The sequence below is a fragment of the Sphingopyxis sp. GW821-FHT12C06 genome (assembly GCF_058807415.1).
Genome location: NZ_JBXAQR010000001.1, coordinates 518816 through 532587, shown reverse-complemented (window position 1 = coordinate 532587; position 13772 = coordinate 518816). Strand labels below are relative to the sequence as shown.

Sequence of the window (13772 nt, the reverse complement as noted above, 5' to 3'; positions counted from 1 at the left end):
ATTGTCCATGACCCGCCGTCTTCGCACGCCCCTGCTCCTTGCTCTTGGCGCCGTGTCGCTGTCGGCCTGCGTCAGTTTCGGCGCCAAGCCGCCGCCCTTCCTGCTGACACTCGACGCCGACGCTGCGCCGGCCGCAGGCGCGGCGCGCACCGCCGCCGACGCCGCGACGCTGACCATCCTGATCCCTACCGCACCGCAGAAATTGCGCACGGTACGCATCCCGGTGCAACAGGGTGCCGGCACCGTCGCCTATGTGCAGGACGCACAGTGGGTCGAGGCGCCATCGCGTCTGTTCCAGCGGCTGCTCTCCGAAACCGTGTCGGCGCGCACGTCGCGCGTCATCCTCGACGAAGGGCAATATCTGACCGCACCGGGCGAACAGCTCGCCGGACAGCTCATGGAATTCGGCGTCGACGAGCGGACCAACGAAGCGGTCGTCGTCTATCAGGCGATGCTGGTATCGACGGCGGGCAAAAGCGTCACCCAGCGGCGCTTCGAAGCACGCGAGGCGCTGGGCGGCAAGGTCGAGGCCAAGGCCACCGGCGCCGCGCTGACCCGCGCGGCAAACAAGGTCGCCGCCGAAGTGGCGAGCTGGTTGGGCAGCTAAGCCGCGCTCCCGCGCGGGTTGCCATTTCGCACCGCTGGCTCTAATGGCGCCCGCACAACATCGCCTGTCGATACGCGCAGCCTCTTTCGGGTTTCCGGTTTGCGCCCATTTCTTTCGAGCCCGCACTCGAAGGAATTTGATATGGCGTGGATCATCCTCGCAATCGCCGTCTGCACCGAAATCGTCTGGGCGCTCAGCCTCAAATGGGCCGCAACTGTCGGCACCTGGCAGGCATCGATCATTCCCGTTTCGCTGAGCTTTGTGAACATGGCGCTGCTCGCCTTTGCGATGCGCGGTATCTCGGCCGGAACCGCCTATGCGATCTGGACCGGGCTCGGCGCGGTCGGGGTTATTATCGGCGGGATTCTCTATTTCGACGAGAAAGTGAACGGGATCCAAGTGGGTTTCATGGCGCTGATCGTCATCGGGGTCGTCGGCACGAAGCTGTTTTCTTCGACCTGATTTGAGAGGCTGCAGAGCAGGACATTCATGACGTGCGGCGCACGCGGGCGGAATTTTTCCTTTCGCGGGAATTTTGAATATTCGCGGCCGGGGCGGCTGCTCGTTATACGGAGAAAAGATCGCGCTCGATCAATCTTCTTCATGGCCACGAACTCCGACCCGCTCCCCGTGCGCAAGCGATAGAGATGATAGTCCAAAAGCGGGCAGCCCCTTCAATAAATACCATCTTGTGTCCTGTCGCACATTGCTGCCCCGGCGAGTCTTGACTAGACTTCTCCAAACTGGGGAGCGAATATCTTGGATTATAGAGTTTATCTCGCCATTTCGGCGATATCTTTTGCCACGCCGGCGGTTGCCGCCGAGGTGCCGCTCTATGCGCCGCCGGGCGCCTGGGTCACCCTGAACAGCGCTCCGCTGACCGATGGAACGAACGCACAGCCATGGCTGCTCGTCGACCGGCAAATATTGATCGAAGGCGACAAAAGATCGACCTTCGCTGACAGCGCTTTTCGCATCCAGTCCACAGAGGCGCTGCGCAACTGGAGCGACATGAGCTTCGAATGGCAACCCGACCGCGGCGATCTGATCGTCCACAAGATCGAGATCATCCGCGACCGCAAACCGATCGACCTGCTCGCGCAGGGGCTGAAACTCAACGTGCTGCGCCGTGAGAAGGATTTCGAACAGCGCGCGATCGACGGTCAACTGACCGCGATTGCACCCATCGAGGATTTGCGCGTTGGCGACACCGTCCGCTTTTCGACGACACTTGTCGAACGTACATCCGTGCTCAAAGGCAATGGCGAGGCGCTGATCGACCTGCCCGCCGAACCCGCGCCGATCGCGGCGGGGTCGGTACGAATATTGTGGCCCAAGGACCTTCCCGTCAAATGGAAGATGTTCGGCAAGGGTCTCGCGCCTGCGGAGAGCGACAAGGCCGGCTATCATATCCTCACACAATCCTCCCCGCTCGCCAAGCAGGACGAGATGCCTCAGGATGCGCCGCTGCGTTTCCGCCGTGTGCCCGGGCTCGAATTCTCGACTTTCACCTCCTGGGCTGATTTGTCGCGCACGATCGCGCCGGTCTATGCAACCGCGGACACGATCAAGGACGGCGGGGCCCTTGCGACCGAAATCGAACGGATCGCTGCCACGACCGTCGATCCGAAAGCGCGTGCCAACGCGGCGCTGCGCCTCGTGCAGAACGAAATCCGCTATCTGTATCGCGGAATGGAGAACGGCAATTATGTGCCGCAGTCCCCTGAAGCCACATGGTCGCTGCGCTATGGCGACTGCAAGGCCAAGACGCTGCTTTTGCTGGCGATACTCGGCCGGCTGGGTATCGAGGCGCGCGCGGCGCTAGTGCATTCGACATCCGGAGATTTTCTGCGCGACCGGCTGCCGACGCTGGCTGCCTTCGACCATGTTATCGTCGAAGCCACAATCGACGGCACCGACTATTGGCTGGACGGCACGACCGCCGGCACGCATATCGAGGATCTGGCCGATGTGCCTCCCTTTGCCTTCACGCTGCCATTGACGCGCGAGGGTCACGATATCACTCCGCTTCCGGAGCGACGCCCGGCACGCCCCCAAATGGTGATCGCCATCGATTACGACCAGTCGGCGGGCACCGCCTTTCCGCCGCTGTTCGACCTCACCTTCACGCTTCGCGGCGCGATGGCCGCACCGCTGGCGACCCTCAAAGCACAGGCCAAACCCGATCAGCTTCGCGAGTTCGCCCAGGGTGCGCTTGGCGAGTTTATCAATAACGGTGTGATCTACAGCCGCTCGATCGAGATCGACGAGAAGCGGGGCCTTGGCACGATCCGCGCCAAGGGCATCGGCAATCTGACCTGGGATCGCAGCGAGGAACGGCCCTCCTTTGCGATCAAGGGGCTGGTCGGTGATTTCAAGCTCGAAATCGACCGCGCGCGCGCCGCCTGGCGGGACATTCCCGTCGCCACCGGCAATCCGATGTCGATGGAGTATCGGCTCAACCTGACACTCCCGCGTGACGCTGCTTTCACGACCGAAGGTGAAGCGCAGACGGATCGCGAGATCGCCGGATTCGTCCTGAAACGCGACGCGCGGCTCGGCGGCAACCGGTTCGAAGACCATGAGAGCCTGTGGGCGAAGGGCATCGAGCTGCCCGCCAATGCGCTTCCCGCCGCTCGCGCGCAGGCCGCGCTGCTCAGGAAAAATGAATTTCGTTTGCGCGCGCCGGCAGGCTACCCCTCGCGCGTCGAAGAAATTGCGAGCGCTCGAAAAACGAACCGCCTCGCCCCACTTCTCGCCGCCTACCAGAAAGCGATCGACGACGATCCCGACGAAGCGAATAATTATCTGAACCGCGCGGCCTTCAACAGTGGCATCTTCGACTATAAGGCGGCCATAGCCGATTATGATGCGGCAATCACACGGGCGCCGACAGCGGACATCTATCAACAGCGGGCCTGGCTGAAGGCCATGCTTGGCGAGAATGCCCAGGCGCTGGCCGATGTCGAAGAGGCGCTGGCGCTCAATCCTGAATCGGCAGATGCGCTCGCGCAGAAGGTCAGCTTGCTCACCGAGTTGGGCCGGACCGCCGACGCACTCGAGATCGCCGATGCGCAGATGGCAGACGCCAAGGACAAGCGCGATTGGGTCAACCTCAAGGCAGAAGCGCTCGGTAGAGCCGCTCGCGCCGAAGAAGGTGCGGCGCTGCTCGCCGAAGCCCTCGGCGACCGCCCTGGCGACCCTGGCCTGCTCAACGCGCTGTGCTGGCTTCGCGGAACACGGGAGATCCAGCTTGATGTCGCGCTCAAGGACTGCACGCGCGCGATCGAGCTGAGCGAAAACGCCGCCGCGGTACTCGACAGCCGGGCGATGGTCTATTTCAGGCTCGGCCGGCCCGATGAAGCCCGCGCCGATCTGGATGCCGCGCTGAAACTCAATCCGGGCGAGCCCGGATCGCTCTATATGCGGGGGATCATCCGCAGTCGTGGCGACGATAAAGCCGGCGCGCTCGCCGATCTTGCGCTCGCCCGACTTCAAAATGGCCAGATCGACAAGACCTATGCAGGATACGGGATCAAGCCGTGACCGGCGGCTATGCGGCGCAACAGCCGCCACTTCGTTGATCGCCCGGGAACGCCGGATGTCGGTTTTCGGCGCGCTATAGCATCACTGTTCCCGGGCAGGCGGGGATGACGAGACAGGCTTCGCGCCAGTCTCGTCATCGCTCGACGGCAACGGCAACTTCCATCCGCCGCCGCCGGTGCGCGACAATCTGAACAATCGCGAAATGCACTGCGAACAGCCCCAGCTTCGACGCCATCGGGAAAAATCCGATAAACGCGGGCCACCATGGCGTGAAGGCAATCGCAACGACCAGATTGGCGATCGCAGTCGCGAACATCATCGCTGCCCAGATAAAGCCAAAGCGCGTCATCACATCGCCAACCAGCGGCAGCTCTTCGGGCGGAATATAGCGATTCATCCACCCGCGCCGCAACATCGCGGCGCCGATCACGACATAGACAATCGACGGCTTGACCATCACGAAGCGCGGATCGCCGGTTAGCATCGTCGCCCCTGCCGAAAACAATATCATCACCAGACTGATCCACTGCAGCGCCGCAACCGGCTTGCCCCGGACAAGCTCCCACCCCACCACCGCGCAGGCGACAGCCGTTCCGGCAATGGTCGCGACAATCAGATCGACGTCAAGTGCAAGCAGAACGGCAAACAGGATCACGCCAAGCGAGTCAAAGATCAGCGGGCCGAGGGCATAGAAAAGCTGCTTGGACATGATCGACCTCCAATATTTCCACTGTCAATATTGCAAATGCCGCGAGTGCGAGTCAAGCGCTAAATTGACAGCGTCAATATGGGAGCGCTAAGCCCAGCCTATGACCAAACCCTATCATCATGGCGATCTGCGCGCTGCCCTGCTCGCCGCCGCCGAGACCATCGTGAACCGCGACGGCGTCGCCGGCCTCACCCTGCGCGGCGTTGCCCGCGAGGTCGGCGCCTCGCATGCCGCGCCCAAAAATCATTTCGACGACCTCACCGGCCTGCTGAGCGAACTCGCAGCGATCGGCTTCACCCGCTTCGCCGACCGCATGGCCGCCGCCGCTGCAGCCGAGACCTCGGCGCAGGACAAGCTCAACGCGACCGGCCGCGCCTATGTCGAATTCGCCCTTGCCGAACCCGGCTTGTTCCAGCTGATGTTTCGCGGCGAACGCCTCGACAAGACCCGCCCCGCGCTCCACGACGCGATGGCCCGCGCCTTCGGCACCCTGACCGGCGCGGTCGAGGCGCTCCACACCGACGACCCCGCCGCCAAACGCGCTGCGCGCGCCCACGCCGCGCGCGCATGGAGCATGGTCCATGGCTATGCGATCCTGCTGCTCGACGACCGCCTCAATCCGCTGCTTGACGCGAATGCACCCAAGGCCGACGCGATAGCGTTGCTCGACGACATGCTGACGCTGGACTGAGCCCTCCCCCTGACGGCTCGCAACTCAGGCCCCGGAAAAACCGCTTTCCTACATTATTCCGCCATGCTCCAAGCTGGTGGATGGAACAGATCGCACCGCAAACCTCCGCGACGTTGCTCGCCGGAACCTGTCTCGCCTTCATCCCCGTCCCATGCCAGCGCCACCGCGCCGACGGCTGGACGCCCGAAACCCAGCAAGGCTTCATTCGCGCGCTCGAGGCAATGGGCTCGGTCGGACAGGCCGCGCGGGCGATCGGCATGAGCCGGCGATCCGCATATCGCTTGCGCGAGCGCCCCGGCGCCGCCAGCTTTGCCCAAGCGTGGGACCGCGCCATCTCTATGGGCCGGATGCGACAGTTCGACTATGCGATGGACCGCGCGCTCAACGGCATCACGACAGTCCGCATTTTGCGCGGCGGCGCGATCGACGTCACCGGTGGTCCCGACATGGATGTCATACGCTCTGCGCTGCGCGAGGACGCAGCGCCGCTTAAAGCCACAAAGGACACATTCTGAATGCGTGTGTGCGGGACTTTTGTGACTTTAAGGACTTCCGGATCCGCCACTCCGGCGAACAAAAAGAAAGGCCCGCCCCCGGGCTTATGTCCCCGGGGGCGGGCCCGCGACCCGTCGTCTTTTCAACCTCCGTCGATCAGGCGAGGTCGAACCGGTCGGCGTTCATCACCTTGGTCCACGCCTTGATGAAGTCGCGCACGAACTTCTCCTCATGCCCCTTTTCGGCATAGACTTCGGCCGTCGCGCGCAGTTGCGAGTTCGAACCGAAGATCAGGTCGGTGCGCGTCGCGGTCCAGCGCTGGGTACGCCCGCCGCGATCATAGCCGATGAACTCCTCGTCGCCGCTGGTATCAACGACCTGCCAGACGGTATCCATGTCGAGCAGGTTGACGAAGAAGTCGTTGGTCAGTTGCCCCACGCGGTCGGTGAACACGCCATGCTTGCTGCCACCCGTATTGGCACCGAGGACGCGGAGCCCGCCGATCAGCACCGTCAGTTCGGGCGCCGACAGACCGAGCAACGACGCGCGATCGAGCAGCAGTTCCTCGGTCTTCACGCTATGCCTGGTTGCGAGATAGTTGCGGAAGCCATCGGCCTTCGGCTCCATCACCTCAAAGCTTTCGGCATCGGTCCATTCGTCGGTCGTGTCGCCCCGCCCGCCGGTAAACGGCACCGCAACATTGAAGCCGGCATCCTTTGCCGCCTTCTCGACCGCCGCCGATCCCGCCAGCACGATCGCATCGGCCATCGACAAATTGCCGCGCAACTCGCCGATCTTCGCGAGGGTCTTCGCGAGGTCGGCCGGATCATTGACCGCCCAATCCTTCTGCGGCGCGAGACGAACGCGCGCGCCATTGGCGCCGCCGCGATAGTCCGACTTGCGGAAGGTCGAGGCCGAGGCCCACGCCGCCTTGACCAGTTCGCCAACGCTCAGCCCCGAACCGAGGATCGCGACCTTGAACGCGCTGACATCGGCGTCCGACGGCGTCAGTCCAGCCGGAACCGGATCCTGCCAGATCAGGTCTTCGGCAGGCACTTCGGGGCCGAGGTAGCGAACCTTGGGCCCCATATCGCGGTGGCACAGCTTGAACCAGGCGCGAGCAAAGGCATCCTTGAACGCTTCATGGTCGTTGCGGAACTTCTCCGAAATCACCCGGAATTCGGGATCGACCTTCAGCGCCATGTCGGCGGTCGTCATCATCGTCGGCACGCGCTTGCCGGGATTATGGGCGTCGGGGGCCTTATCCTCTTCCTTCTGGTTGACCGGTTGCCACTGCTGCGCGCCTGCCGGGCTCCGCACCAGTTCATAGTCATAGTCGAGCAGCAGGCGGAAGAAATTCTCCGACCATTCGGTCGGCGTGTTGACCCACGCGCCCTCGATCCCGCTGGTGATCGCATGCGCGCCCACCCCGGTTTCGAAACCGTTCGACCAGCCAAGGCCCTGCAAGCTGATGTCGGCACCCTCGGGCGGCGGCCCCATCAGGCTGGCATCACCCGCGCCATGCGCCTTGCCGAACGTATGGCCACCGGCGGTCAGCGCCACCGTCTCTTCATGGCTCATCGCCATGCGCTCGAACGTCACCTTGATGTCGCGCGCCGATTGCAGCGGGTCGGGATTGCCCCCCGGCCCTTCGGGATTGACATAGATCAGCCCCATCTGGATCGCCGCGAGCGGGTTTTCGAGGTCGAGCTGCTTGTCGGGATCGATGCGCGTCTGGACGCCCTCATTGACCCACAGATCCTCGGCGCCCCAGTAGATATCGCGCTCGGCTTCATAGACGTCCTTGCGCCCGCCGCCGAAGCCGAACACCGGCCCGCCCATCGATTCAATCGCGACATTGCCGGTCAGGATGAACAGGTCGGCCCAGCTGATCTTGCTGCCGTACTTCTGCTTGATCGGCCACAGCAGGCGGCGCGCCTTGTCGAGATTGCCATTGTCGGGCCAGCTGTTGAGCGGGGCGAAGCGCTGCTGCCCGCTGTTCGCACCGCCGCGTCCGTCGGCGGTGCGGTATGTGCCCGCGGCGTGCCACGCCATGCGGATGAAGAAGGGACCATAATGGCCATAGTCGGCGGGCCACCACGACTTGCTGTCGGTCATCAGCGCGGTGAGGTCATCCTTGACCGCCTGATAGTCGAGCGATTTGAACGCCGCAGCATAGTCGAAATCGGCACCCATCGGGTCGGGCGAGACGCCGCCCTGGTGCAATATTTCGATCGGCAGCTGATCGGGCCACCAGTCGCGGTTCGTCCGGCCGAGCAGCGAGCGGAACCGGTCACCGTTGACCGGACAACCCTTTGCGGGGTCCACGGGGGTTTCGGCGTTCATACAGTCTCTCCTCTTATGATCGTTGGACAGGAATGGCGTGTCGGGATGACCGGCGCATGACGGCGGGACGACGGCGAAGTCGCCGAATCGCGGAAAACGCAGGAAAACCATGAGTCGATGGCATCATCCTTTCGCTCTGACCGGGGAAGGATAGGCGGCGCCCTCCCATCGACAAAACCAAATATGCTGAATTCAGTAAGTGAGTGATCCGATCACCCACGCGCCCGTGCGGGACGGATCGTGGCCCTCGTCTCAAAAGCGCCACGCCCCGGCGATGAGCCGGCCGCAGGGGGAACATGGGCGACGGCGGCGGGTTGCTAAAGGGTCGCGACATGATCGCATGGCGCGACTGCAAGGAGAAGGAAAGTGGCTAACGACCCCAACCAGAACCAGAAGAAAACGCCGGCGCAGCGCGAGGAAGAACAGCGTCGCCAGCAACAGCAACAGCAGGGCGGTCAGACCCGCCAGCCGGGCGGTGAAGCGGGTAGCGAACCCGACCGCGACCGCAATCGTCCGCAGCAGGGCTGACCAACAGCCGGCACGAGAAAGGGGCCGCCTGCGGGCGGCCCCTTTTCCTTTGCAGACAGCCAAAGCTGCCCGTATCCCTTCGTCAGAAGGTGGCTTTGATCGTCCCGCCCCAGGTGCGCGGATCGCCCGGCAGACCGACGATCAGCCCCGTGTTACCCGGACCGACGCTCAGCTGTTCCAGATAATTCTGGTTGAACGCGTTGCGGACCCAGCCATAGACATCGAAGCCCGATTCCGTCCGGAAACCGGCGCGGAAGTTCGACAGCGAATAGCCCTTGATCCAGGTATAGGCCGACGGCGACGGGTTCGACGAGAAGCTGGAGCGATAGCTGCCGTCATAACCCAGATAAAATTGGCCATCCTTCCCGAACAGCGACGATTCGGCGTTCGCCTCCGCCCCGAAGGAGAGAGCCACCTTCGACACGCCCGGCAGGCGCTGACCCGAAATGTCGCAATTCTGAGGGCTGTTTCCCGGCGTTCCCGGCGCCGCGATCACGGCCCCGGTGCCGCCGCCCGACAGTTCGGGCGGGCATGGCGCATCGACGAAGCGCTTGTATTTCGCGTCGGTGAAAGCGCCATTGGCATAGGCGCGGAACCGCTCGCTCGGGCGGACCGAGAAATCGACCTCGACGCCCTGCGTGCGCACCTTGCCGGCATTGGCCAGATAGCCGCGCAGCACACCAAACTGGCCATTGTTCACATTGGCCTGATAATTTTTGATGTCGGTGCGGAACGCCGTGAGGTTGAAGGTGATGCGCCGGTCCCAGAATTCGCTCTTCACCCCCGCTTCGAAATGATTGACCGATTCCGGCTTCACCGTCGCGGCGGCGAGGATCGGATTGTTCGCGCCATCGGTCGGCACGCCATTCTGGTTGATCCCGCCCGATTTGAACGTCTTCGCATAGGTCGCATAGAACAGCAGATCCGACGTCGCCTTGTACGTAGCCGTCAAATCATAGCTGAAGTTCCAGTCGCTGAACGAGGGCGAGATTTCCTGCGGCGCAAAAACGCCAAGCCGCGCGACGGTGATCGCATCGGTCGGACCGAAGACGACCGGGGTCCCGTCGCCGGCAAAGACGCGGCGCTGATAGAAGCCATCCTTCTTGTCATAGTTCAGCCGCACGCCCGGCTGGATCGTGAACTGGTCGGTGACCTTCCAGCTCGCCTGCCCGAACAGCGCGGCGCTGGTGTTCTTGAGATACTGGGTGTTGATCGCGGTCAGCCCGTTGAGCACCGCCGGATTGTTCGCCAGCGCGCTCGTCGGATTGAGCGTCCAGCGGCTCGACGCGGGGCCGTGGGCTTCGGTGCCCTGCGTGTCGATGCGCTGGTAATAATAGAAGCCGCCGATCACGAAGTCGAACCGGTCGGCGGTGTAATTGTAGCGCAGTTCCTGCGTATATTGATCCTGCTGCGACGGATTCTGCGATTTGGTGACGATCGGCAGGCCGGTGAAATCGCGGTCGTTCTCGGGCTTCCAGTTCCAGTATCGCCATGCGGTGACCGAGGTCAGCGTACCGGGGCCGATGTCCCATTTGACGCGCAGCGCGGCGCCGCCGATTTCATTACCGGCATTGAGGTTCGCATCGAGGTCGGTCAGCCGGTCATAGGGATTGGTGCTGGGAACGACATAATTCTGCGCCGCTGCGAGTGCCGCATATTGACGGTTGAGCGGCCGCTGTGTCGCGCCGGTACGGACGTAGACCGAGGCGCAGCATACCGCGTCCTGCTTGTTCCAGTCACCCGAGAGGGTGATGCTGAGGTCATCGTTCGGCTGCCACAAAAGCTGCCCGCGGACGCCGATATTATCCTGGCTCTGGACCCAGCGATCGGTCGCGACGTTGCGAATGGTGCCGCGACGGCTGGTCGACGAAATCGCGATACGCGCCGCCAGCTTGTCCGACAGCGGGCCAGAAATCGCGGCCTTCGCCTGTTTGAAGTTCAGATTGCCGATGCTGAGTTCGGCCTTGCCCTCGAAATCGAACGTCGGCTGGTTGGTCGTGATATTGATCGCGCCCGCAGTCGTGTTCTTGCCGTAAAGCGTGCCCTGCGGCCCGCGCAGCACTTCGATCTGCGCGACGTCGAGGAAGTCGAAGGTCGAGGACGCGACGCGCGAATAATAGACGTCGTCGACATAAATGCCGACGCCCTGCTCGATCCCGTCATTGGTCAGCCCGAACGGCGCGCCGATGCCGCGGATGTTGACCGCGGTGTTGCGCGGGTTCGACGAATAATATTGCAGCGTCGGGGTCAGCTGGGTGAGGCGGCCGACGTTGAAGCTGCCCGTATTGTCGATCTGTTCGCCCGCGACGACCGACATCGCGATCGGCACGTCCTGCGCGGTTTCCTGACGACGACGCGCGGTGACGACGATATCGCCGCCATAGCTGCCCTGCGTGGCGGCGCCTTCATCGGCGGTGGAGGTTGCGGCGTCGGCGGCCGCATCGGCTGCCGTTTCATTGGCGGCGGCGGGTGTGGCGGCAATCGCCAGCAGAAGCGAAAGCGTCAGCGAGGTGGCAGGAAGGCGTCGGTGGCGCGAAGAATAATTGGCAGTCATGGTAATTCCCTGTTGCGAAAGAAAATCACCACATCCGGTTGTCCGGTCTGCGGTAAGGCCGGGGGACGCGTCCCCCGTCGGGAGCTCGGTTTAGTTGGGGTAGCGATGGCGTTCGGTGACATCGACCTGCACCAGCCGCCCCTCATGGACGGTCAGCTGGATCGCGCCAAAGCGCAGCTTTTCGAGTGCATCGAGCACGGTTTGCACGGCAAGCGGAACGCTTTCGCGTTCGCTTTGAGCCGCATTAATCGGCTGTGACATAAATTCCCTTTCCCTCTTGGATTCGCCCACAAGCATATGCCAACTGTTTTAGTTGACAATGATTGATTTGCTTTCTGCGCCGAAAGGTTGGGTTCGCGCGCCCAGTCGTTTTCCCGGGTCCCGCTGCAAATCGCCCATTGCGGACGCCAGGGATTGCGCGCGAGTCCCAGTGCTGGCAAAGGCGCGGAGATGGATAAAATTCAACAACTGATGGCGCGCGGCACCGACCTGCTGGGCAGCGACTACGCTATTCTTTGCGGTGCGATGAGCTGGGTTTCCGAACGCAACCTCGTCAGCGCGATCAGCAATGCCGGCGGCTTTGGCGTCATCGCGTGCGGCGCGATGAACCCCGAGCAGCTCGATGCAGAAATTGCCGCGACCAAGGCGCTCGCTACGCGCAATTTCGGCGTCAACCTGATCACCATGCACCCGCAATTGTTCGACCTGATCGACGTCTGTGCCAAGCATGGCGTTGGCCATGTCGTCCTCGCGGGCGGCCTGCCGCCCAAGGGCAGCCTCGAGGCGATCAAGGAATCGGGTGCGAAGGTTATCTGCTTTGCGCCAACGCTGGCGATGGGCAAAAAGCTGGTGCGCTCGGGCGTCGACGCGCTGGTGATCGAGGGGATGGAGGCCGGCGGCCATATCGGCCCCGTCTCGACCAGCGTGCTGGCGCAGGAAATATTGCCGACGCTGGCGGAAGAGGTTCCCATCTTCGTCGCCGGCGGCATCGGCCGCGGCGAGGCGATCGCCGCCTATCTCGAAATGGGCGCATCGGGCGTCCAGCTTGGCACCCGCTTCGTCTGTGCGACCGAAAGCATCGCACACCCGAACTTCAAAAAGGCCTTCATGCGTGCCTCGGCGCGCGAAGCTGTCGCGAGCGTCCAGATCGACCCGCGCCTGCCCGTCATTCCCGTCCGCGCGCTCAAAAATGCGGGGACAGAGGCGTTCACCGTCAAGCAGCGCGAGGTCGCCAACATGCTCGACAGCGGAGAGGTTGACATGGCCGCCGCACAGTTGGAAATCGAACATTATTGGGCTGGCGCGCTGCGCCGCGCGGTGATCGACGGCGACGTCGAAAACGGATCGTTAATGGCAGGGCAATCTGTCGGCATGGTATCGGAAGAAGAGAGCGTCGCAGCAATCATCGCATCGCTGGTGCAACAGGCCGCTGCGGCGTTGCATGCTCGGGGTTGAAGCCGCAAGACGTTACGGCTGGGGAGAATATCATGAATTTGTCGCGTAAGATCATCGTCGCCGGTTTGCTCGCGAGCGTCGCCGCCTGCGCACCCAAGCCGGTCGCACCGCCACCGCCGCCCGTCTTGCCACCGGTCGCGATCGTCATCCCGCCGCGGCCGATGCCGCCGGGCAATGCCGCAGTAACGCAAATCCTGCCCGCACGCGGTATCGACGGTCGCTTTGTGACGGCGAACAGCAATGTCACTGGTGACCGCGCCTTCTGGCAGATGAAAATCGCGCTGAACGTCGCGGCGATCGGTTGCCGCGGGCCCGAGGAAGCAACGCTGGTTTCGGCCTACAACAATATCATCAAGACCCATGGCAAGACCATCCGGTCGACCGAGAAAAATGTCATCTCGCAGCTTGGCAAGGAAATGCGCACCAACGGCACCGCGGCGCGCGACAAATTGTCGACGCAGCTGTTCAACTATTTCGCCCAGCCGCCAGCCCAGCGCGATTTCTGCCCGCGCGCTAATGAGGTCGCGCAATTGGTCGCGAGTACGCCGGCCGCGCAGGTCATCGAACAGGCGCCGATGCATCTCGCCCGGCTCAACCAGCCCTTCCTCGACTTTTACGAGGCCTATGCCAAATATCAGTCCGATGCCGTTGCGTGGGATGCAAAATATGCCCCGCCCCCACCGATCATGAGCGCACCGGCGCCCATGAACCCGGTTGGTCCGACCAATGCTCCGGGCACGATGAGCGTCGTCCCGGCGACTACGACAAACAGCAACTGACGCGCCGCGTCATCCGACCGAAAAAGAGATGGGCGACGGCCGCGCGCGCAACAATGGCGCGC

General features: G+C 63.1%; 12 protein-coding genes. 8 read left to right on the top strand and 4 right to left on the bottom strand.

The features are described 5' to 3' along the window. The first annotated feature begins 7 nt into the window (after nt 1-7). The 3 genes from AC1RRJ_RS02395 (at nt 8) to AC1RRJ_RS02385 (ending at nt 4153) form a co-directional block, all read left to right on the top strand. Nucleotides 8-607: an ABC-type transport auxiliary lipoprotein family protein gene (locus AC1RRJ_RS02395; protein ID WP_493120115.1), complete on the top strand. Its 600-nt coding sequence runs from the start codon at nt 8-10 to the stop codon at nt 605-607. Between the two features lie 141 nt (nt 608-748). Further along, nucleotides 749-1069, top strand: a complete 321-nt coding sequence (locus tag AC1RRJ_RS02390; RefSeq protein WP_493120114.1) for a DMT family transporter — start codon at nt 749-751, stop codon at nt 1067-1069. A 297-nt stretch (nt 1070-1366) separates the two neighbouring features. Beyond that, a complete protein-coding gene (locus tag AC1RRJ_RS02385) occupies nt 1367-4153 on the top strand; it encodes a DUF3857 domain-containing protein (protein WP_493120113.1) in 2787 nt (928 codons plus the stop codon). A 133-nt stretch (nt 4154-4286) separates the two neighbouring features. Here AC1RRJ_RS02385 and AC1RRJ_RS02380 read toward each other — a convergent pair whose 3' ends face one another. After that, nucleotides 4287-4862: an inner membrane-spanning protein YciB gene (locus AC1RRJ_RS02380; protein ID WP_493120112.1), complete on the bottom strand. Its 576-nt coding sequence runs from the start codon at nt 4860-4862 to the stop codon at nt 4287-4289. A 100-nt stretch (nt 4863-4962) separates the two neighbouring features. On the opposite strand from AC1RRJ_RS02380, the gene AC1RRJ_RS02375 reads away from it, so the two are divergent. Both AC1RRJ_RS02375 and AC1RRJ_RS02370 read left to right on the top strand, forming a co-directional pair. Continuing rightward, nucleotides 4963-5553 (top strand): TetR/AcrR family transcriptional regulator, encoded by a 591-nt coding sequence (locus AC1RRJ_RS02375; RefSeq protein ID WP_493120111.1) that lies wholly within the window; start codon nt 4963-4965, stop codon nt 5551-5553. 80 nt (nt 5554-5633) lie between these two features. After that, on the top strand, nt 5634-6068 hold the full coding sequence (locus AC1RRJ_RS02370; protein ID WP_493120110.1) for a hypothetical protein: 435 nt from the start codon (nt 5634-5636) through the stop codon (nt 6066-6068). Nucleotides 6069-6204: 136 nt separating this feature from the next. Here AC1RRJ_RS02370 and katG read toward each other — a convergent pair whose 3' ends face one another. Then, complete coding sequence (gene katG / locus AC1RRJ_RS02365; protein ID WP_493120109.1) at nt 6205-8394, bottom strand: catalase/peroxidase HPI; 2190 nt, start codon at nt 8392-8394, stop codon at nt 6205-6207. A 366-nt stretch (nt 8395-8760) separates the two neighbouring features. On the opposite strand from katG, the gene AC1RRJ_RS02360 reads away from it, so the two are divergent. Then, entirely contained in the window at nt 8761-8922 is a 162-nt protein-coding gene (locus tag AC1RRJ_RS02360) for a hypothetical protein (protein WP_493120108.1), read from the top strand. An 82-nt stretch (nt 8923-9004) separates the two neighbouring features. Here AC1RRJ_RS02360 and AC1RRJ_RS02355 read toward each other — a convergent pair whose 3' ends face one another. Together AC1RRJ_RS02355 and AC1RRJ_RS02350 are read right to left on the bottom strand one after the other, a co-directional pair. Next, nucleotides 9005-11476 carry a TonB-dependent receptor gene (locus tag AC1RRJ_RS02355; RefSeq protein ID WP_493120107.1) on the bottom strand — a complete coding sequence of 824 codons (2472 nt, stop codon included), beginning with the start codon at nt 11474-11476 and terminating at the stop codon, nt 9005-9007. Nucleotides 11477-11566: 90 nt separating this feature from the next. Next, nucleotides 11567-11737, bottom strand: coding sequence for a YezD family protein (locus AC1RRJ_RS02350; protein ID WP_493120106.1), 171 nt, complete (start codon nt 11735-11737; stop codon nt 11567-11569). 189 nt (nt 11738-11926) lie between these two features. On the opposite strand from AC1RRJ_RS02350, the gene AC1RRJ_RS02345 reads away from it, so the two are divergent. Both AC1RRJ_RS02345 and AC1RRJ_RS02340 read left to right on the top strand, forming a co-directional pair. Next, nucleotides 11927-12931: an NAD(P)H-dependent flavin oxidoreductase gene (locus tag AC1RRJ_RS02345; RefSeq protein WP_493120105.1), complete on the top strand. Its 1005-nt coding sequence runs from the start codon at nt 11927-11929 to the stop codon at nt 12929-12931. A 32-nt stretch (nt 12932-12963) separates the two neighbouring features. Next, complete coding sequence (locus AC1RRJ_RS02340; protein WP_493120104.1) at nt 12964-13710, top strand: hypothetical protein; 747 nt, start codon at nt 12964-12966, stop codon at nt 13708-13710. The last annotated feature ends 62 nt before the right edge of the window (nt 13711-13772 follow it).